General features: G+C 65.9%; 19 protein-coding genes and 1 tRNA gene. 13 read left to right on the top strand and 7 right to left on the bottom strand.

Annotated elements, in window-relative coordinates; all coding sequences use genetic code 11:
• Window positions 1-49: 49 nt before the first annotated feature.
• Entirely contained in the window at window positions 50-391 is a 342-nt protein-coding gene (locus ACSSV4_RS13530) for a hypothetical protein (RefSeq protein ID WP_454275646.1), read from the bottom strand.
• Window positions 392-866: 475 nt separating this feature from the next.
• On the opposite strand from ACSSV4_RS13530, the gene ACSSV4_RS13535 reads away from it, so the two are divergent.
• Window positions 867-1,715, top strand: coding sequence for a tyrosine-type recombinase/integrase (locus ACSSV4_RS13535; protein WP_454275647.1), 849 nt, complete (start codon window positions 867-869; stop codon window positions 1,713-1,715).
• A gap of 7 nt (window positions 1,716-1,722) precedes the next feature.
• Here ACSSV4_RS13535 and ACSSV4_RS13540 read toward each other — a convergent pair.
• Window positions 1,723-1,798: transfer RNA gene (locus ACSSV4_RS13540), tRNA-Lys, on the bottom strand.
• A 108-nt stretch (window positions 1,799-1,906) separates the two neighbouring features.
• Between ACSSV4_RS13540 and dapF the strand changes: the two genes are divergently transcribed.
• The 6 genes from dapF (at window position 1,907) to ACSSV4_RS13570 (ending at window position 7,173) form a co-directional block, all read left to right on the top strand.
• On the top strand, window positions 1,907-2,740 hold the full coding sequence (gene dapF / locus ACSSV4_RS13545) for a diaminopimelate epimerase (protein ID WP_454275648.1): 834 nt from the start codon (window positions 1,907-1,909) through the stop codon (window positions 2,738-2,740).
• Window positions 2,737-3,996, top strand: a complete 1,260-nt coding sequence (mtaB, locus tag ACSSV4_RS13550) for a tRNA (N(6)-L-threonylcarbamoyladenosine(37)-C(2))-methylthiotransferase MtaB (RefSeq protein WP_454275649.1) — start codon at window positions 2,737-2,739, stop codon at window positions 3,994-3,996. Before dapF ends, mtaB begins: the two co-directional genes overlap by 4 nt.
• A 13-nt stretch (window positions 3,997-4,009) precedes the next feature.
• Window positions 4,010-4,630 (top strand): FMN-binding negative transcriptional regulator, encoded by a 621-nt coding sequence (locus ACSSV4_RS13555; RefSeq protein ID WP_454275650.1) that lies wholly within the window; start codon window positions 4,010-4,012, stop codon window positions 4,628-4,630.
• Window positions 4,631-5,054: 424 nt separating this feature from the next.
• Window positions 5,055-6,245 (top strand): GTP-binding protein, encoded by a 1,191-nt coding sequence (locus ACSSV4_RS13560; RefSeq protein WP_454275724.1) that lies wholly within the window; start codon window positions 5,055-5,057, stop codon window positions 6,243-6,245.
• Complete coding sequence (locus ACSSV4_RS13565) at window positions 6,242-6,877, top strand: DUF1826 domain-containing protein (protein ID WP_454275651.1); 636 nt, start codon at window positions 6,242-6,244, stop codon at window positions 6,875-6,877. The genes ACSSV4_RS13560 and ACSSV4_RS13565 overlap by 4 nt, the downstream gene beginning before the upstream one ends.
• On the top strand, window positions 6,874-7,173 hold the full coding sequence (locus ACSSV4_RS13570; protein WP_454275652.1) for a DUF6525 family protein: 300 nt from the start codon (window positions 6,874-6,876) through the stop codon (window positions 7,171-7,173). Before ACSSV4_RS13565 ends, ACSSV4_RS13570 begins: the two co-directional genes overlap by 4 nt.
• 6 nt (window positions 7,174-7,179) lie before the next feature.
• Here the strand turns inward: ACSSV4_RS13570 and ACSSV4_RS13575 are convergent, their stop codons facing one another.
• The 4 genes from ACSSV4_RS13575 to tsaD are packed head-to-tail and all read right to left on the bottom strand — an operon-like array spanning window position 7,180 to window position 9,918.
• Complete coding sequence (locus tag ACSSV4_RS13575; protein ID WP_454275653.1) at window positions 7,180-7,599, bottom strand: EVE domain-containing protein; 420 nt, start codon at window positions 7,597-7,599, stop codon at window positions 7,180-7,182.
• Window positions 7,599-7,868 (bottom strand): YciI family protein, encoded by a 270-nt coding sequence (locus ACSSV4_RS13580; RefSeq protein WP_454275725.1) that lies wholly within the window; start codon window positions 7,866-7,868, stop codon window positions 7,599-7,601. Before ACSSV4_RS13580 ends, ACSSV4_RS13575 begins: the two co-directional genes overlap by 1 nt.
• The gene (locus ACSSV4_RS13585; RefSeq protein WP_454275654.1) at window positions 7,868-8,824 is read right to left on the bottom strand and encodes an NAD(P)H-dependent glycerol-3-phosphate dehydrogenase; all 957 of its coding nucleotides are present in this window, start codon (window positions 8,822-8,824) and stop codon (window positions 7,868-7,870) included. Before ACSSV4_RS13585 ends, ACSSV4_RS13580 begins: the two co-directional genes overlap by 1 nt.
• Window positions 8,821-9,918: a tRNA (adenosine(37)-N6)-threonylcarbamoyltransferase complex transferase subunit TsaD gene (tsaD, locus tag ACSSV4_RS13590; RefSeq protein WP_454275655.1), complete on the bottom strand. Its 1,098-nt coding sequence runs from the start codon at window positions 9,916-9,918 to the stop codon at window positions 8,821-8,823. Before tsaD ends, ACSSV4_RS13585 begins: the two co-directional genes overlap by 4 nt.
• Before the next feature lie 73 nt (window positions 9,919-9,991).
• On the opposite strand from tsaD, the gene ACSSV4_RS13595 reads away from it, so the two are divergent.
• From ACSSV4_RS13595 to ACSSV4_RS13615, 5 genes are all read left to right on the top strand, one after another.
• Window positions 9,992-10,726 (top strand): uroporphyrinogen-III synthase, encoded by a 735-nt coding sequence (locus ACSSV4_RS13595; protein ID WP_454275656.1) that lies wholly within the window; start codon window positions 9,992-9,994, stop codon window positions 10,724-10,726.
• A gap of 48 nt (window positions 10,727-10,774) precedes the next feature.
• Window positions 10,775-12,175 carry a COG4223 family protein gene (locus tag ACSSV4_RS13600; RefSeq protein ID WP_454275657.1) on the top strand — a complete coding sequence of 467 codons (1,401 nt, stop codon included), beginning with the start codon at window positions 10,775-10,777 and terminating at the stop codon, window positions 12,173-12,175.
• 19 nt (window positions 12,176-12,194) lie between these two features.
• Entirely contained in the window at window positions 12,195-13,676 is a 1,482-nt protein-coding gene (locus ACSSV4_RS13605) for a heme biosynthesis HemY N-terminal domain-containing protein (protein ID WP_454275658.1), read from the top strand.
• Window positions 13,677-13,714: 38 nt separating this feature from the next.
• On the top strand, window positions 13,715-14,884 hold the full coding sequence (locus tag ACSSV4_RS13610; protein WP_454275659.1) for a pyridoxal phosphate-dependent aminotransferase: 1,170 nt from the start codon (window positions 13,715-13,717) through the stop codon (window positions 14,882-14,884).
• Between the two features lie 126 nt (window positions 14,885-15,010).
• On the top strand, window positions 15,011-16,501 hold the full coding sequence (locus tag ACSSV4_RS13615; RefSeq protein ID WP_454275660.1) for a UxaA family hydrolase: 1,491 nt from the start codon (window positions 15,011-15,013) through the stop codon (window positions 16,499-16,501).
• Window positions 16,502-16,519: 18 nt separating this feature from the next.
• Here the strand turns inward: ACSSV4_RS13615 and ACSSV4_RS13620 are convergent, their stop codons facing one another.
• Complete coding sequence (locus ACSSV4_RS13620; protein WP_454275661.1) at window positions 16,520-17,113, bottom strand: TetR/AcrR family transcriptional regulator; 594 nt, start codon at window positions 17,111-17,113, stop codon at window positions 16,520-16,522.
• A gap of 127 nt (window positions 17,114-17,240) precedes the next feature.
• On the opposite strand from ACSSV4_RS13620, the gene ACSSV4_RS13625 reads away from it, so the two are divergent.
• The gene (locus ACSSV4_RS13625; protein ID WP_454275662.1) at window positions 17,241-17,810 is read left to right on the top strand and encodes a carboxymuconolactone decarboxylase family protein; all 570 of its coding nucleotides are present in this window, start codon (window positions 17,241-17,243) and stop codon (window positions 17,808-17,810) included.
• Window positions 17,811-17,930 lie beyond the last annotated feature (120 nt).

Below are 17,930 nucleotides of genomic sequence, written 5' to 3' on the forward strand. Positions count from 1 at the left end.
AGGACGTAGCGCGCCCGGAATTCTCAATATGCCGGGCGCGCAAGATCGCTCAGCCTACGTTGGCTTCTGCCTCCCGGGCCGCACGCAAGCCGTCGAGCAACTGACAACTCTCCTCGACGGCCGGATCGAGCGGATCGATCTTGCTGAATTGCGCGGCCTCGACGCGGTCGAAATCGTGGACATGGCGCAGGGCCAACAGGTCCTCCAGCGCGTCGAGTTCCCGGTTCAGCCGCCGTGTCAATGGCGGTGCGAGGGAGAAGTCCTCGATCAGACGCTGGGCGCGCTTGAGAGCTGCTTGCCCGCCGAGCAGACGGGCGGCACAGGCCAGTGCAGCGCAGTTGGCAACGATGAATCCCGCGCAGGGCGAGGGGCTGGCTATATCCTTGGGCATTTCAGATGGTCCTTCTCATCCGTGCCAACCCCCTGTGGGTCGGCGTCAGAACGCCGCCGCGCTGCCCATTTGCGCCGCGTCGGGGATGAGTTTGGCCATTGTTCGGTCAGACGAAGGAAGAACTTTTGCCGACCCATATGCGCGTGTCGTTCGGGACCTCTTGAGCGCCATCATCGGCATTGCCTAGCTTCGTGCAGCCAAGCGCCCGATTCCTTAGTTGCCGGGCAAACCGGCCCGGATTCTGTGGCGTCGACTAGACACCCATCTGACAAAACTCACCGCACCGGCAGTCCGGATCGCTGTTCGGGCACCTGATCAGGCCCCAAGCATGCCCGCGCCCGGAACGCAGAGTGACCGTCCACCCCAAGGCTTCCAGCTCACGCAAGACCGCCTCGATCTCCTTGGACTTGTGCGGTTTACGAGGCATTACATAGGCCTTTCGACTTAAGTTGTCAGTCGACAACTTTGAAATATGATGGCTGGCATGCTGAATTTACGACTGCTACTCCTCCGGAGAAGCCCCACAGCGCAGCGCTTTAAAGACCATGACGGGCTTGTGCAGACGATCCTTGCCGAGAAGGCCGAGACTCCGACAGCGGCAAACAACCTGCGCAAGCGGCTGATCCAGTTGATGGATTTCGCGATCACGCTGGACTGGCGCGGCGACAACCCGGCGCGGGCAACGAAGCCGTTCCGTGTGGGCGGTGACGGCTTCCACACGTGGGACGAGGACGAGTTGGCGCAATTCTTCAAGGTCCACAAGCCTGGCACGCTGGCGCATACGGCGGTGACGCTGATGCTCTACACAGGTGCGGCGCGGGTCGATGCGGTGAAGCTGGGGCCAAAGAACATCCGCAATGGCAAGATCGAGTACCGGCGGCAGAAGACGCAGCGCTCAGGCGGTGTGCTGGTGTCCGTGCCGATCCATCCAGACTTGGCCGAGGTGCTGGACAGATTGCCGAAGGACCGCCCGTTCTTGGCCACCCAGAAGGGCACCATGCGCTCTGCCGGAGGTCTGGGCAATCTCATGCAGCGTTGGACCGAAGACGCGAAACTGCCCCAGTGTTCCGCTCACGGACTTCGCAAGGCCTGTGCGCGCCGCTTGGCCGAGGCCGGGGCGACTGCGCACGAGATCGGCGCGGTCACCGGGCACATAACGCTGGCCCTCGTGCAGCGCTACACCGAGGCCGCTGGCCGTGAAGGTATGGCCGATTCCGCGATTGAGAAACTGATCGCCCGCCCGAATGGCGAGCGCAATTTGGCGGACCTTCCCAAGAGGTTCGTCAATTCTGACACCAACCCCAAGCAGGGAAAGGAAATTTGATTATCAGTGGTGAGCCGTGCAGGATTCGAACCTGCGACCCACTGATTAAAAGTCAGTTGCTCTACCAACTGAGCTAACGGCCCACTGAGGGCGGTATCTAGAAAGAGCGGGCCGGGGGGTCAACCCCGAAAGTGAGGCTTATTCAAAGGATCGTATGGATTCATCCCGAGCGCGGGTTTATATGCCCGGACATGAACGATATGCGCGAAACAGGGCTGGCTTTCATGAAGATGCACGGATTGGGCAACGACTTTGTCGTGCTCGATGCGCGCGAGCGTGTTCTGGTGCTGTCTGCGGCGCTTGTCGCGGGGATCGCGGACCGGCATCGTGGCATCGGATTCGATCAGCTTGCGGTGATAGGGGCGGGCGACGGGGTTGCGCATCTGACCTTCTACAATGCCGATGGCTCCACCTCTGCCGCCTGTGGCAATGCCACGCGCTGCATCGCGCGGCATCTGATGGCGGAGACCGGCCAGACCGCGCTGACGCTGAGCACGGCGCGCGGGGCGTTGCAGGCGGTCGATGCGGGAGGTGGGCTGACCTCGGTCAACATGGGGCAGCCACAGCTGGACTGGGCCGAGATCCCTCTGGCGGAGGCAATGGACACGCTGGAACTGCCCATAGAGGGCGGCCCCACCGCCACCGGCATGGGCAACCCGCATTGCACGTTTTTTGTCGAGGATGCCTGTGCCGTGCCGCTCGACCGGTTCGGGCCGCGCTATGAGCATCACCCGCTTTATCCCGAGCGCACCAATGTGCAGGTGGCGAGCATTGTCGCCCCCGATCATCTGCGCATGCGGGTCTGGGAGCGGGGCGTGGGGGTCACGCTGGCCTCCGGCTCCTCCTCTTGTGCCGTGGCCGTGGCCGCCGCGCGGCGCGGTCTGACCGGGCGGCATGTGCGGATCACCCTTGATGGCGGCACGCTCGAGGTCGAGTGGCGCGAGGATGGGGTTTGGATGACCGGCGAGACGGCGCATGTCGCGAGCGGCCATCTGACGCCCGAGTTTCTGGCGGGATTCCAATGACGGGCGCGCCACGATTCACCACATTGGGCTGTCGTTTGAACGCCTATGAGACTGAGGCGATGAAGGATCTTGCCGGGCAGGCGGGGCTGGAGAATGCCGTCGTGGTCAATACCTGTGCCGTCACGTCCGAGGCCGTGCGCAAGGCGCGGCAGGAAATCCGCCGGTTGCGCCGCGAATATCCGGGCGCGCGCCTGATCGTGACCGGCTGCGCGGCGCAGACCGAGCCCGAGACCTTTGCCGCGATGGACGAGGTCGATGCCGTCATCGGCAATACCGAAAAGATGCAGGGTGAGACATGGGGACGTCTCGCCGCGGATTTCATCGGCGACGCCGAGCGCGTACAGGTCAACGACATCATGTCGGTGACCGAGACGGCGGGCCACCTGATCGACGGGTTCGGCACGCGCAGCCGCGCCTATGTCCAAGTGCAGAACGGCTGCGATCACCGTTGCACCTTCTGCATCATCCCGTATGGCCGGGGCAATTCTCGCTCGGTTCCGGCGGGCGTCGTGGTCGATCAGATCAAGCGGCTGGTGGGCGCGGGCTATAACGAGGTGGTGCTGACCGGTGTGGACCTGACAAGCTGGGGCGCGGATCTGCCGTCGCAGCCGAAACTCGGCGACTTGGTGATGCGCATCCTGAAGCTGGTGCCGGATTTGCCGCGCCTGCGGATTTCCTCGATTGATTCCATAGAGGTGGATGACAACCTGATGCAGGCCATCGCCACCGAGCCGCGCCTGATGCCGCATCTGCATCTGAGCCTGCAGCATGGCGATGACCTGATCCTCAAGCGGATGAAGCGGCGGCATCTGCGCGATGATGCGATCCGTTTTTCCGAAGAGGCACGGCGCCTGCGTCCCGACATGACCTTCGGGGCCGATATCATCGCCGGGTTCCCGACCGAGACCGGGGCGGCGTTCGAGAACTCGCTGCGGCTGGTGGAGGAATGCCACCTGACCTGGCTGCATGTGTTTCCCTACTCGCCCCGTCCCGGCACTCCCGCTGCAAGGATGCCGCAGGTTCATGGCGCTGCGGTCAAGGACCGCGCGGCGCGGCTGCGCGCGGCGGGCGCGGCGCGGGTCGCGGCGCATCTGGCCGAACAGCAGGGGCGCCGCCACGCCATCCTGATGGAGCATCCGCGCATGGGCCGCACCGAGCAATTCACCGAGGTGGTCTTTGACAGCGACCGGCCCGAGGGTGCAATCGTCACAGCGACCGTGACCGGCCATACCGGCACGCAGTTGACCGCCGCCTGAGAGGCCCGTCGCGATGCACCCCAACCCCGCCTTTCGTCAGGCCGATACGGCCCGCAACATCGCCTTTGCGCGCGAGCAGGGCTTTGGCCTGCTGGCCGTGGCCACCGGGGAGGCCCCGCTGATCAGCCATATCCCGTTCCTGCTGTCCGAGGACGGCAACCGGGCGGAGTTCCACCTCGTGCGCTCCAATCCCATCGCGCGGCTGCTGTCTGCGCCCCTGCCTGCCCGGCTCGCGGTACAGGGGCCGCATTCCTATGTCTCGCCCGATTGGTACGGCGTCGAGGATCAGGTGCCCACCTGGAATTACATCGCCGTGCATCTGGTGGGCGAGATAAGCTTGCAGCCGCAGGAGCACATGCGCGACCTGCTCGACCGGCAGTCGGCAGAGTTCGAGACGCGGCTCGCGCCCAAGCAGGACTGGCGGGCAGAGAAGATGACACCCGAGGTGCTGGAGCGGATGATGCGGCAGATCGTGCCCTGCGCGATGCGGGTGGACGAGATCGCGGGCACCTGGAAACTGGGGCAGAACAAGCCCGAGGACGTGCGCCTGCGTGCCGCCGATCTACTGGAGTCGGCGGGGCAGGGGCGGGAGGTGGCGGCGCTTGCGCGGCTGATGCGCAAGCCGCCAGCCTGAGTGCTGCGCCTTGGCGGTCTGTGCGGGGTCGGCCGAAGCGGTGGAGATCGCCGATGAGCGGATTAGGCCGGCGGCTCCTGTGAGCGGATAGCGAGCTTGGCGCGGTATGAGAAGGGCGAACGTCAGCGCGCGCAGTATAGGATTGACCGCGGGGTCTGCGATCCTGCTGGCGTCACGCAGTTTTGGTGCCGCGTATCCGGCATCGGCACAGATGAGCCCCGAAGACGATCTGTCCGAGTGAGCGGGGTAAATGCGGGGCAAGGCATGTCGTTGGGGACTCTCGTCATGGGGCAGAACTCGTCGGATGCGTCATGTGCAACGCGGAAAGTCGCGTGGGCAGCGAGATTACGGTTTGACATTCAGGAGAAGTTATAAAATAACATTACATTACACTACATAAAATGTGAGGCTTCTCATGACCGACATGGACCCCCGCCTGCCCGTCACCGTGCTCTCGGGCTTTCTCGGAGCCGGCAAGACGACGCTGCTCAACCGCGTGCTGAACAACCGCGAGGGCCGCCGCGCGGCGGTGATCGTCAATGACATGTCCGAGGTGAATATCGACGCCGATCTCGTACGTGCCGAGACCGAACTGAGCCGCACCGACGAGACCCTGATCGAGATGTCGAATGGCTGCATCTGCTGCACCCTGCGCGACGATCTGCTGGCCGAGGTGCGCCGCCTCGCGGGGGAAGGCCGATTCGATTATCTGCTGATCGAATCGACCGGCATTTCCGAGCCTTTGCCCCTTGCCGCCACCTTCGAGTTTCGTGACGAGGCGGGCGAGAGCCTGTCGGATGTGGCGCGCCTCGACACGATGGTGACGGTCGTCGACGCGGTAAACCTGTTGCGCGATTTTTCCAGCCACGATTTCCTGCGCGACCGGGGCAAGACAATGGGGGACGCGGATGAGCGCACGCTGGTGCATCTGCTGACCGACCAGATCGAGTATGCCGATGTGGCGATCCTGAACAAGGTGAGCGACGCCGCACCGTATCAGCGCGACGCCGCGCGCAAGATCATCCGTAGCCTGAATGCCGATGCGCGGGTCATCGAGACCGATCATGGCGCCGTGGGCGCGGATGCGATCCTTGCCACGGGCCTTTTCGATTTCGACAAGGCGCATGAGCATCCGATGTGGGCGAAAGAGCTTTACGGGTTTGCCGATCATGTTCCCGAGACCGAGGAATACGGTGTCGCCTCTTATACCTACCGGGCGCGCGCGCCGTTTCATCCGCAGGCGATCCATGACGTGCTGAACGGCCCCCTGCCCGGCGTGATCCGGGCCAAAGGGCATTTCTGGATCGCCACGCGGCCCGATTGGGTGGCGGAATTTTCGCTGGCGGGCAGCCTGTCGAGCGTGACACCCTTGGGCACCTGGTGGGCGGCGGTGCCGCGCAAGCGCTGGCCGGATCACGCGCAGGCGCAGAACTATCTGCGCGCGCATTGGCAGGAGCCGTGGGGCGACCGGCGGCAGGAGATCGTGTTCATCGGGGCAGGCATCGACTGGCCCGCGCTGCGCGGCAGGCTCGACGCCGCGCTGATGCAAGATGAAGGAGTGGAGGATCTGCCCGATCCTTTCCCGCGCTGGCGGCGGGCGGAGGCGGCGGCATGACGCTGGAGCGTGAGATCCTGCACGGGGCGGCGATCGGCGTGGGGGTGGCGGACTGTGCCGACGACCTAGATGTGATCTCGCGGTCGGGGGTGGCAGCGGCGCTCTGGCAGCGGCGGGTTGATCCGGACTGGCAGGCGTGGGTCGACGGCCTTGCCCCCGCGACGTTGCCACAGCTACGCGTGATCCTGCGGCCCGACATGGTGCGGGATGCCGCGGGCGCCGCCTGCGATATGGCGGGATTGGACGAGAGCGCGGCTCGCACCTGGCTGGTCGAGGATATCGGTATGCTGGCGGATCACTTTGCCGGGCTGATGCAGGCGCGGTTCCTGCGGCTGCGGCTCGACGTGATTCAGACCGATGCCTGCCGCCGGTTCCATATCGACGCGGTCCCCGCGCGGCTGATCTGCACCTATCGCGGCACCGGCACGCAATACGGGGTCAGCGTAGATGGCGAGGTGCCGCACCGGGTATTCACCACGCCGACCGGCGTGCCGTTGGTGCTGCGCGGCACGCTCTGGCCGGGCGATCCGTCCTCGGGGCTGTTGCATCGTTCGCCGCCCATCGAGGGACGTGGTGAAACGCGGTTCTTGCTGGTGCTCGATCCGCTGGACGACCCGGAGGAGGCGATATGAGCGGCAGGACGACCGGGCGCACCAATGGACGGACCAGCCTGCGCCACCGTCGCCGGAGCCTCGACCCGATGCACGAGTTTGACCGCCTGCCGCCTGCGCTACGGGCGTGGCTGGCCCGGGCCTGCCTGCCGTGGGGGCCGCGTTCGGTTTTGCGGGCCTATCGGCATGCCCTGCGTCAAAACGCCGATGCAGCGCGCGCCCTGGAAGCACTGGACGGGATCGAAGCACGCCTGGTTGCGCGGGATGCCGCGCGGGTCTGGGGCAGGGCGCATCCCGCGGCTGCGGGTCCCGGCTGAGGCGGTCTATCCTGTCAGACCTGCCATGTCGCATATGATGCGCCATTCCTCGGCCGTCACCGGCTGCACCGACAGGCGCGAGTTGCGCACCAGCACCATCTCCGACAGGCGCGGATCGGCCTTGATCATGTCGAGCGTCACGGGCACCCGCGCCGCCTCCAGCGCCTTGATGTCGACGCACTCCCATCGCGGATCGTCGGTGGTGCTGTCGGGATGCGCCTCCGCGATCACCTCGACCGTGCCCACCACCGCCTTTTCCTTTTGCGAATGGTAGAAAAAGCCGCAATCCCCCACCGCCATCTCGCGCATGAAATTGCGCGCCTGATAGTTGCGCACGCCGTCCCATTCCTCGCCCGCGTCGCCCTTGGCTTGCTGGTCGGACCAGCCCCAGACCGACGGTTCGGACTTGAACAGCCAAAACCGCATCAGATCACTTTCTTCCACGGGATCAACTCGACGCCCGAAAACAGCTCCGCCTTGGCGTAGGGATCGTTATTGGCCCAGTCTTGGGCCTCTTGCATGTCCTGAACATCGAGGATGATGAGCGAGCCCACCATTTCCCCCTCTTCGTTCAGGAGCGGACCCGCCTGGCTGACAACGCCGGTCTCCTTGAGATAGGCGATATGGGCGTCGCGGTTGTCGAGACGGGTTTGCAGGGCGCCGGGGTGGTCGCGGGCAATCAGGGCAATCAGCATCATTCTTCCTTCAATGGTCGTGAAAGCAGCATATCCATCGCCTCGCTGACGCGCAATTCGCCAGTGACAAGCGCGGTGATGGCATGGGTGATCGGCATGTCGAGGCCGAGCGCATGGGCACGGGCCAGCACGGCGCGGGCGGTGGCGGCGCCTTCGACGGTGACGCCTGTGTCGAAATCCTCGCCGCGCCCCAGGCTCTGGCCGTAGCCGTAATTGCGCGACTGGCCACTGGTGCAGGTGAGCACCAGATCGCCAAAGCCAGATAGCCCCGCCAGCGTGTCGGGCTGCGCGCCGAGGGCATGGGCAAATCGGTGCATCTCGGCAAAGCCACGGGTCATCAGGGCCGCGCGCGCACTCTCGCCCAGCCCCGCCCCCATCACCGCACCGCAACCGATGGCAATCACGTTCTTGAGCGCGCCGCCCAGTTCCGCGCCGGTGGTGTCGGTGGTGCGATAAAGGCGCAAGGTGGGCGTGGTCAGCGTGGATTGCAATCTCTGGCCAATCACCGCGTCGGCACAGGCCAGCGTCAGCGCCGTGGGCAGCCCAAGCGCGATATCGCGCGCGAAACTGGGGCCTGTGAGGATCGCCGGAATGGCCTCTGCGCAGGTCTGCGCGATCAGGCCGGTCGGTCCAAGCCCGGTGGCAAGGTCCATCCCCTTGCAGCAGGCGACGAGGGGGCGTGCTCCAAGCCCGTGGTGATGCGCCGTCAGAAACCCGCCAAGCGTCTGCATCGGCATGGCCAGCAGGCAGGGCGTGTCCCCCCTCGGCACATCGCCCGAGATCACGGTGATCGCCTCGGGCAGGGGGATCTCCGGCAGGCGGCGCGCGTTGACGCGGCGTGCCTGCATCTCGGCGGCGTGATCGGCATCGCGCGCCCAGAGCGTGACGGGGCCGTTCTGCGCCAAGGTCACCGCCAGCGCCGTGCCGAATGCGCCTGCGCCGCAAATGAGCGTCATGCCTTTGCCCCCTTCTTGCCGCTGCCCAGCATCGAAGGGCTGGTATAATCCAGCGGCCAGCGCGGTCGCGCCGCAAGCGTCATGTCGTCGCGATGACCCTGGGCATAGAGTTCCGCCCCCGCATAGGCGATCATCGCCGCGTTGTCCGTGCAAAGCGCAAGGGGTGGTGCAAGAAACCGCCCGCCCGCCTCTGCCGCCACGTCCTTCAACGCCGCACGTATGGGGCCATTGGCGGAGACGCCCCCCGCAACAGCAATCAGGGGCACCGAAGGCGCCTCCGCCATGTAGATTCGCAGCGCCCGGCGCGTCTTTTCTGCCAGCACGTCGCAGACCGCCGCCTGAAACCCGGCACAAAGATCGGCGCGGTCCTGCCGCGTCAGCCCGGATTTCTCGGCCACAATCTGATCGCGGGCGCGCAGCAGGGCGGTCTTGAGCCCCGAAAACGACATGTCGCACCCCGCCCGGTCCAAGAGCGGACGGGGAAAGCGCAGGCGGCTCGCGTCGCCCGATGCGGCCTCCCGCTCCACGCTCGGCCCGCCGGGTTGCGGCAGGCCAAGCAATCGCGCGGTCTTGTCGAACGCCTCGCCCGGCGCGTCGTCGATGGTGCCGCCAAGCCGGGTGAAATCATCCGGCCCGCGCACGATCAGGAACTGACAATGCCCGCCCGAGACCAGCAGCATCAGGTAGGGATAGGCGACCCGGTCGGTCAGGCGCGGGGTCAGCGCATGCCCGGCCAGATGGTTGACCCCGATCAGCGGCAGACCCGCCCCGGCAGCGATCCCCTTGGCGCACATCACCCCGGCGATCACCCCGCCAATGAGGCCCGGCCCGGCGGTGACTGCGACGGCGTCCACATCGGCCAACCCCAGCCCCGCCTGCCCCAGCGCCTCACGCACGCAGATATCGAGCTTTTCGGCATGCGCCCGCGCCGCGAGCTCCGGCACGACGCCGCCGTAATCGGCATGCAGCATGGCCTGCCCATGCACCACCGAGGCGAGGATTTCGGGGGTCCCATCCGAACCTATGCGCACCAAGGCGGCTGCGGTATCGTCGCAGCTACTTTCGAGTCCAAGGAAGATCAGCGGCTTGCTCATCGCGCCCATGCGTTGCGTGACAGGTGCAAGGCAGGTAACACCGAATGAGGCAGCCAACAACTCTGGATGATCCATGCCCGTGACGATCCTCATCACCCGGCCCGAGCCGGAAGCGGGCCGTTTTGCCGCGCGGCTGCGTGAGGTGTGCGGGCCGGAGGTGAACGTGCTTTGTGCGCCGGTGATGCGGATCGAATTGCGCGGGGAATTGCCGCCGCTCGCGGGCGGTGAGGTCCTGATCTTCACCTCGCGGCACGGCGTGGACGGGTTCTGCCGCGTGACGGCACGGCGTGACTTCACCTGCTACGCAGTGGGCGAGGCGACGGCAGAGGCGGCGCGTGCGCAGGGCCTGACGGCGATTGCGTGCGGTGGCGATGCCGGGGCGCTGCTCGACCGGATTGCACGGGACAGGAGCGAGGGGCCATTTCTGCATCTGCGCGGGGCGCATGTGGCCGCGGATATCACCGGCGCGTTGCGGGCGGCGGGACATGACGCGCACGAGACGGTTGTCTATGATCAGCAGCCACAGGCCCTGAGCACGGAAGTGCATCGGCTTCTGGCCGGCAAAGACCCGGTGATCCTGCCCCTGATGTCACCGCGCAGCGCGCGGCTGGTCTTTGCGCAGGCGGGGCCGATCCACGCACCGCTCCTCGTCGCGGCAATCAGCCGCAAGGTCGCACAGGCCGTGCCGGAGGGGGCCGCCCATAGTCTGCGCATTGCCCGGAAACCCGATGTCGACTCAATGGCGCAAGAGGTGCACGATCTGGTGAAAGAAGCCAAGCGGCTTGAGGGTGGAAAACGGGCGCAGTAAGGTCAGGTTGACAGCTTGACGTGGTGAGATTCGAAAAGGTGGCGAGACGTGGCAACAAAAAAGACCCCTGAGACGGACGAGACCGAGGCGCAGGACAAGGCTGCCGAGGACGCGTCCGCGACCGAAACCGAGCTGCCGCCCTCCGAAACACCTGTGCCTGTGAGCGATACCCCCGAGGATACACCCGAGGCAGAAACCTCAGAGGACCCGTTTGACGCCGAGGTGGCGCAGGAGACGCCAGACTCCGAAGAAGAGCCACGCGAGCCGGAGACAGTGCCGGGCTCGGAGAGCGCGGATAGCACCGCCGAGGCCGCGCCCGACGACGCCACACCAGAGCAAGAGACCGCAGACGAGCGAACGGCCCTCCCCGAGGACGATGACCCGATGGCAGAGGTCGCGACCGTAGCCGAGGCCGAAGAGGCGCAGGCCGGTCAGCAGACCGACGAGGCCGAGACACCTGCTCCGGCCCCGGTGACAAAGACCGAACAGGTCACGATCCGGCAGGGTGGCTTTTGGTCGATGCTGCTTGGCGGGGTTGTGGCCGCAGGCATCGGCGTGATCGCCGCCCCTTATGTCCTGCCCGACCATCCGCTGAGCCCGGCCGAGGACGGCGTTGACCCCGCCGCATTGCAGGATCGCATCGCGGCACAGGAAACCGCGCTCGGCGATTTGCGGTCCACGGTCGAAGATTTCACCCCGGGCCCCGATCTGAGCGGCGAGGTAAGCGGGTTGGGCGAGACGCTAACCGGCCTCACCGACCAGATCAGCGACCTGGAAAGCCGCATTGCCGCGCTTGAGGATCGCCCCGCCCCCGAGATCGGGCGCAGCGATGTATCGGCGGAGCAGATCGAGGAACTGAGTGCGGCTTTGAGCGCACAGCGTGAGACGCTTGACGCACAGCGCGCCGAGATCGACGCCCTCAAGGGTGAGGCCGAAGCAGAGGAGGCCGCCGCGCGCGACAGCGCGCGCGCCACCTTGCGGCGTGCCGCATTGACCCGGGTGATGACCGCGCTCGACAGCGGCGATGAGTTCACTGCCGCGCTTGCCGATCTGCGCGACACCGGGGCGGAGATACCCGCCGCGCTTTCGGATGTGGCCGAAAACGGCGTGCCGACACGGGCTGAACTGACCGAGAGTTTCCCCGAGGCCGCGCGCGCCGCGCTCGCGGCAGTGCGCAGCGCCGATGGCGGAGCCGCGTCGAGCGTCGGCGGTTTCTTCAAGAGCCAGCTTGGCATCCGCTCGCTCGAGCCGCAAGAGGGCGATGACCCGGACGCGGTGCTGTCGCGCGCCGAGGCGGCGGTTCGCGACGGACGGCTGGGCGATGCGCTGGCCGAGATCGAGACCTTGCCCGAGGGCGCGCGCGCCGAACTGAGCGATTGGGCCGCCGAGGCCGAGCGCCGGAACGCGGCCCTGTCGGCGGCCAACGCGCTGGCCGACACGTTGAATTGAGTTAGAAAAGGCGATCCATATGCTCTGGTCGATTATCAAGATAGCCGTTTTCATCGCCCTGGTGGCCGCGTTGGCGTTCGGCGCAAGCTTTCTGCTGGAGCTTGAGGGCGGTGTGCGCATCGTCATGGCCGGGGTCGAGATCAACCTGACGCCGATCAAGGCGGTGATCGCGCTGGTCATTCTGGTGCTGGCGATCTGGGCGCTGATGAAGTTGGCGGCGATGCTGGTCGCGGTCCTGCGCTTCATCAACGGGGATGAGACAGCGCTGTCACGCTATTTCGACCGCAATCGACAGGAAAAGGGCTATCGGGCGCTGAGCGAGGGCATGCTGGCGCTGGCCTCGGGCGAGGGCAATGTGGCGATGGCCAAGGCCGCCAAGGCCGAAGGCTATCTGCGCAAGCCCGCGCTCACCGACCTGATTACCGCGCAGGCCGCCGAAATGGCGGGCGACAAGACCAAGGCGGAACAAGCCTACAAGCGGCTGCTGACCAATGAGAAAACCCGCTTTGTTGGCATCCGTGGCATCCTGCGCAAGCGGCTGGAAGAGGGCGATACCGAAACGGCGATGAAACTGGCGCAGACCGCCTTTGCGCTCAAGCCGCGCCATGCGGAGGTGCAGGACACGCTCCTGCAATTGCAGGCCGGGGCGGGCGACTGGAAAGGCGCCCGCGCCACGCTCAATGCCAAGCTGAAATACGGCAATCTGCCGCGTGACGTGCACAAGCGGCGCGACGCCGTGCTGGCCCTCTCGGAGGCGCGCGACGTGCTGGACGAGGGCAAGAGCATCGAGGCGCGCGAGGCGGCGATCGAGGCGAACAAGCTCTCGCCCGACCTGATCCCGGCGGCGGTTCTGGCGGCGCGCGGCTATGTCGAGCAGGACAAGAAGCGCAACGCCGTGCGGGTGATCAACAAGGCATGGCTGGTGCGCCCGCATCCCGATCTCGCCGCCGCCTTCGCCGCGATCGAACCCGAGGAAAGCCCGAGACAGCGACTCAAGCGGTTCGGCAAGCTGCTGAAGGTGCATCCCGACAATCGCGAGACGCGGCTGCTCGAGGCGGAACTGAACCTCGCCGCCGAGGATTTCCCGGCGGCGCGGCGGGCGCTCGGTGATCTCGCCGAAGTTGAGCCCGATGCCCGCGCGCTCACCATCATGGCCGCCATCGAGCGCGGCGAGGGTGCGCCCGACGCGGTGGTCAAGGGCTGGCTGGCGCGCGCGCTCAGCGCGCCGCGCGGGCCGCAATGGGTGTGTGACAAGTGTCAGCATATCCATGCCGAATGGGTGCCCTCCTGCGAGAATTGCGGCACATTCGACACGCTCAGCTGGCGCGCGCCGCCCAATTCGCCGATGGCCACGCCCACCGGGCTCGAAATGCTTCCGCTGATCGTCGGCACGGTCGAGGACAAGCGTGAGGACGAGTCCGACGAGGACGTGGTCGAGGCCGAGGTGGTTGAAGACGGCGAGACGTCAGAAATGTCGCCCAAAGAAGACGCCAGGAGCTGACGCGCCTCGCGCCTGCCTCACACATGCCGGAGACCCCGATGTCACACCTGCACTTCGCCGACAGCCTGTCGCGGCTCGGCACCGAATCGGCCTTTACCGTGCTGGCGCGCGCGCAGGCTCTGGCGGCGCAGGGCCAGGACATCATCAATCTCGGCATCGGCCAGCCCGATTTCCAGACCCCGCCGCATATCGTCGAAGCCGGGATCAAGGCGCTGCGCGACGGTCATCACGGCTATACCCCCGCCAACGGCATCCCTGCTTTGCGCGAGGCCGTGGCCGCCGATCTGCACGCCCGCCACGGGGCCGAGGTGAACCCCGACAACGTCGTGGTGGTGCCCGGCGGCAAGCCGACCATGTTCTTTGCCGTGCTGATGTTCGGCGAGCCGGGGGCCGAGATCATGTATCCCGACCCCGGCTTTCCGATCTACGAATCGGTCATCCGCTATTCCGGCGCCACCCCGGTGCCGATCGCCCTGCGCGAGGAAAACAGCTTTGCCTTCGACGCCGAAACCGTGCTGTCGCAGATCACGCCGAAAACCCGCCTGATCATCATCAACAGCCCCGCAAATCCCACCGGCGGCGTCACCCCGCGCGCAGAGGTCGACAAATTTGTGGCCGGTCTGGCGGACCATCCCCACGTGGCGGTGCTCTCCGACGAGATCTACAGCCGCATGCTCTATGACGGCCGCGAACATGTGAGCCTGCTGCAATACCCCGAGATCCGCGACCGGCTGATCCTGCTCGACGGCTGGTCCAAGACCTATGCGATGACCGGCTGGCGGCTGGGCTACGCCGTCTGGCCCGACGCGGCGGTGGGGCACGCGACGCGGCTCTGCATCAACGATCATTCCTGCGTCAACGCGGCGTCGCAATATGCCGGGCTTGCCGCACTGACCGGGCCGCAGGATGCGGTGGACGAGATGATGCGCCATTTCGATGCCCGGCGGCGGCTGATCGTCGAGGCGCTGAACAGCCTGCCGGGCCTGCGCTGCACCGACCCGGGCGGCGCGTTCTACGCCTTCCCGAATATCGAAGGCACTGGAATGACTTCGGCGCAGGCGCAGGACCGGTTCCTCGACGAGGCCGGCGTGGCGACGGTGGCAGGCACCTCCTTTGGCCGCCACGGCGAAGGTTATCTGCGCTTCTCCTACGCCAATTCCGCCGAGAATATCGAAACCGCCATCGAGCGCATTCGCGGCATTCTCTGAGCCGGGCCGCCTGATCCCGCAAGATCGCCTCGTCCGTGCCGTCAGATTTGGTATACCAAAGCTTGACCACGTGCCGGGATTGCGCGACGTTTGCCGGAGACCCGGCTCAGTTCTGGAGAAATGCCCGTGCAAACCGTCCGCCTCTCGCCCGAAGATAATGTCGAGACCGCCGCCGTATCGCTCTTGCCCGGTGCGGCAGGGGCGGTGGAGGCCATTCCGCGCGGTCACAAGATCGCCGTGCAGGACATCGCCAAGGGAGAGGCGGTGCGCAAATATGCACAGGTGATCGGCTATGCCGCCTGTGACATCGCGGCTGGAAGCCACGTTCACACCCACAACCTGGAATTCCGCAATGTCGATGCGGCCTATGAGTTCTCGACCAACCTGCGCCCGGCCAGCCAACCGGACAAGACCGACACCTTCATGGGCTATCGCCGGGCCACCGGCCGCGTCGGCACGCGCAACTATATCGCGGTGCTCACCTCGGTGAACTGTTCGGCCACGGCGGCGCGCAAGATCGCGGCGCATTTCACGCCCGAGCGGCTGGCGGCCCATCCCAATGTCGATGGCGTGGTGGCCTTTGTGCATGGCACGGGCTGCGCCATGGGCGGCGATGGCGAGGGGTTTGCCGCGCTGCAACGGGTGCTCTGGGGCTATGCGCGCAATCCCAATGTGGGCGGCGTGCTGCTGGCCGGGCTGGGCTGCGAGATGATGCAGATCGACTGGCTGATCGAAGCCTATGGGCTGACACCCGGCCCGACATTCCAGACGATGAACATACAGGATGTGGGCGGGCTGCGGCGCTCGGTGGAGCTGGGCATCTCGAAGATCGAGGCGATGCTGCCGGAGGTCGATGCGGCGCGCCGAGAGACGTGCCCGGCATCGGAGCTGATGGTGGCCCTGCAATGCGGCGGCTCGGATGCCTGGTCGGGGATCACCGCCAATCCCGCCGTGGGCCATGCCTGCGATCTGCTGGTGGCGCAGGGCGGCACCGGGGTGCTGGCCGAGACGCCTGAAATATACGGCGCGGAGCATCTCTTGACCGCGCGCGCCGCGACCCGCGAGATCGGCGAAAAGCTGATCGGCCTTATCCGCTGGTGGGAAGATTACACCGCCCGCAATCGCGGCTCGATGGACAACAATCCCTCGCCGGGCAACAAGGCCGGAGGGCTGACCACCATTCTGGAAAAATCGCTCGGGGCGGCGGCCAAGGGGGGAACGACCCCGTTGATGGGGGTCTACAACTACGCTGAGCCGGTGACGGCCAAAGGCTTCACCTTCATGGACAGCCCCGGCTACGATCCGGCCTCGGTCACCGGGCAGATCGCCTCGGGCTGTCAGATCGTCTGTTTCACCACCGGGCGCGGATCGGCCTTTGGTGCCAAACCCTCGCCCTCGATGAAGGTCGCCACCAATTCGCAGATGTATGCGCGGCTGTCGGAGGATATGGACGTCAACGCGGGCGTGATCTTGTCGGATGGCCGCTCGGTCGAGGAGGTCGGGCGCGAGATCTACGCGATGTGGCTGCGCATGGCCTCGGGCGAGCGGACCAAGTCAGAGGCGCAGGGGCTGGGCGATGACGAATTCGTGCCCTGGCAGATCGGGGCGGTGATGTAGCGCAGACGGGCGGGCCGGTCAGACTGCCAGCGCCTCGATCTCGCGGGCGATATCATCGGCAAGGCGTTGCGTGGTCCCGCCTGCATCGCTGCGTTGCGCATAGGCGCGCAGGCCAAAGATCGAGGCCTGCAACCGCGCCGCCAATCGCTCCGGATCCGAACCGGGCGGGATCTCGCCCGCGCGGCGCGCGTCGCGGAACGCATCGGCAAAACCGGCCTCGACCTCGCGCATCATACGCTCGACAGTGCGGCGCAAAACCGGATCGTCATCGGGTGTCTCCAACAGGGTCTTGACCATCATGCAGGCGCGCGACGGGGGATTGCCGGACATCAGGCGGCCAATCATGCGCACATGTGCTGCCAGCCCCGCGATCGGCGACGGTGCCCTGGCCAGCGTTTCGGCGAGGTTCCTTTGCCCGATGCTGGCATAACGGTCGAGTGCTGCGCAAAACAGCGCCTCCTTGGAGCCGAAGGCGGCGTAGATCGAACCGGGGCGCATGTCGAGCACCCGCTCGAGATCCTTGAGCGAGGTAGAGTGATAGCCGCGCGCCCAGAACAGCTCCATTGCCGCCTGCAATACCGTGTCCCGGTCATAGCCGGTCGTTCTGCCCATGCCTGACACCTCGATCTCAATTGAGTGATCGCTCAAGAATTATCTTGTATACTCGCCCGAGTAAAGGTAGGAAAGATAATTGAGCAATCACTCAAGAATTTACATCACCATCCACAAGGAGAACCGCATGCCCAGCTTTGACCTGCACACGATCGAAACCGCCCCCGAAGAGAGCCGCCCGCTGCTCGAAAACTCACAGAAATCCTTTGGCCGCATTCCAGGTTTGCATGCCGTGATGGCCGAGGCCCCGGCGCTTCTGGAGGCCTATCAGCAACTGCACCAGATGTTCGCCGAGCAGACCAGCTTCGACAAGGACGAACTGACCGTGGTCTGGCAGACCATCAATGTCGAGCATAACTGCACCTATTGCGTGCCCGCCCATAGCGGCATCGCCAAGCGGATGAAGGTCGACGACGCGATCAACGACGCGCTGCGCGATGAGACCCCGCTGCCCAATGCCCGGCTCGAGGCGCTGCGCGACTTCACGCTGGCCGTCACCCGTGGCCGTGGCCATGTCGACGAGGCCGAGTTGCAGGCTTTCTTTGACGCGGGCTTCACCAAGCGTCAGGTGCTCGAGGTGATCCTTGGCCTGTCGCAAAAGGTCATGTCGAACTACACCAATCACCTGGCCGAGACGCCGGTGGACGAGGCCTTCAAGAGCTTCGCCTGGGAAAAGGCGCGCAAGGACGCCGCCTGAACGCACATCCGACAGGCCGCCGCCTGTCGCCATGTCTGACAAAACCGGCCCGGTGTCTTGTGACGCCGGGCCGTCATTTGCTAGGCTTGCACGGCTGCACGCATCCCCCGGACCGGAGAC

The organism is Roseovarius sp. MBR-154 (assembly GCF_053628595.1).

Excerpts from the sequence above, each read along its gene's own strand:
- ACSSV4_RS13530 (WP_454275646.1), bottom strand. The coding sequence starts at position 391 with ATGCCCAAGGATATAGCCAGCCCCTCGCCCTGCGCGGGATTCATCGTT.
- ACSSV4_RS13535 (WP_454275647.1), top strand. The coding sequence starts at position 867 with ATGGCTGGCATGCTGAATTTACGACTGCTACTCCTCCGGAGAAGCCCC.
- dapF (WP_454275648.1), top strand. The coding sequence starts at position 1,907 with ATGAACGATATGCGCGAAACAGGGCTGGCTTTCATGAAGATGCACGGA.
- mtaB (WP_454275649.1), top strand. The coding sequence starts at position 2,737 with ATGACGGGCGCGCCACGATTCACCACATTGGGCTGTCGTTTGAACGCC.
- ACSSV4_RS13555 (WP_454275650.1), top strand. The coding sequence starts at position 4,010 with ATGCACCCCAACCCCGCCTTTCGTCAGGCCGATACGGCCCGCAACATC.
- ACSSV4_RS13560 (WP_454275724.1), top strand. The coding sequence starts at position 5,055 with ATGGACCCCCGCCTGCCCGTCACCGTGCTCTCGGGCTTTCTCGGAGCC.
- ACSSV4_RS13565 (WP_454275651.1), top strand. The coding sequence starts at position 6,242 with ATGACGCTGGAGCGTGAGATCCTGCACGGGGCGGCGATCGGCGTGGGG.
- ACSSV4_RS13570 (WP_454275652.1), top strand. The coding sequence starts at position 6,874 with ATGAGCGGCAGGACGACCGGGCGCACCAATGGACGGACCAGCCTGCGC.
- ACSSV4_RS13575 (WP_454275653.1), bottom strand. The coding sequence starts at position 7,599 with ATGCGGTTTTGGCTGTTCAAGTCCGAACCGTCGGTCTGGGGCTGGTCC.
- ACSSV4_RS13580 (WP_454275725.1), bottom strand. The coding sequence starts at position 7,868 with ATGCTGATTGCCCTGATTGCCCGCGACCACCCCGGCGCCCTGCAAACC.
- ACSSV4_RS13585 (WP_454275654.1), bottom strand. The coding sequence starts at position 8,824 with ATGACGCTCATTTGCGGCGCAGGCGCATTCGGCACGGCGCTGGCGGTG.
- tsaD (WP_454275655.1), bottom strand. The coding sequence starts at position 9,918 with ATGAGCAAGCCGCTGATCTTCCTTGGACTCGAAAGTAGCTGCGACGAT.
- ACSSV4_RS13595 (WP_454275656.1), top strand. The coding sequence starts at position 9,992 with ATGCCCGTGACGATCCTCATCACCCGGCCCGAGCCGGAAGCGGGCCGT.
- ACSSV4_RS13605 (WP_454275658.1), top strand. The coding sequence starts at position 12,195 with ATGCTCTGGTCGATTATCAAGATAGCCGTTTTCATCGCCCTGGTGGCC.
- ACSSV4_RS13610 (WP_454275659.1), top strand. The coding sequence starts at position 13,715 with ATGTCACACCTGCACTTCGCCGACAGCCTGTCGCGGCTCGGCACCGAA.
- ACSSV4_RS13620 (WP_454275661.1), bottom strand. The coding sequence starts at position 17,113 with ATGGGCAGAACGACCGGCTATGACCGGGACACGGTATTGCAGGCGGCA.
- ACSSV4_RS13625 (WP_454275662.1), top strand. The coding sequence starts at position 17,241 with ATGCCCAGCTTTGACCTGCACACGATCGAAACCGCCCCCGAAGAGAGC.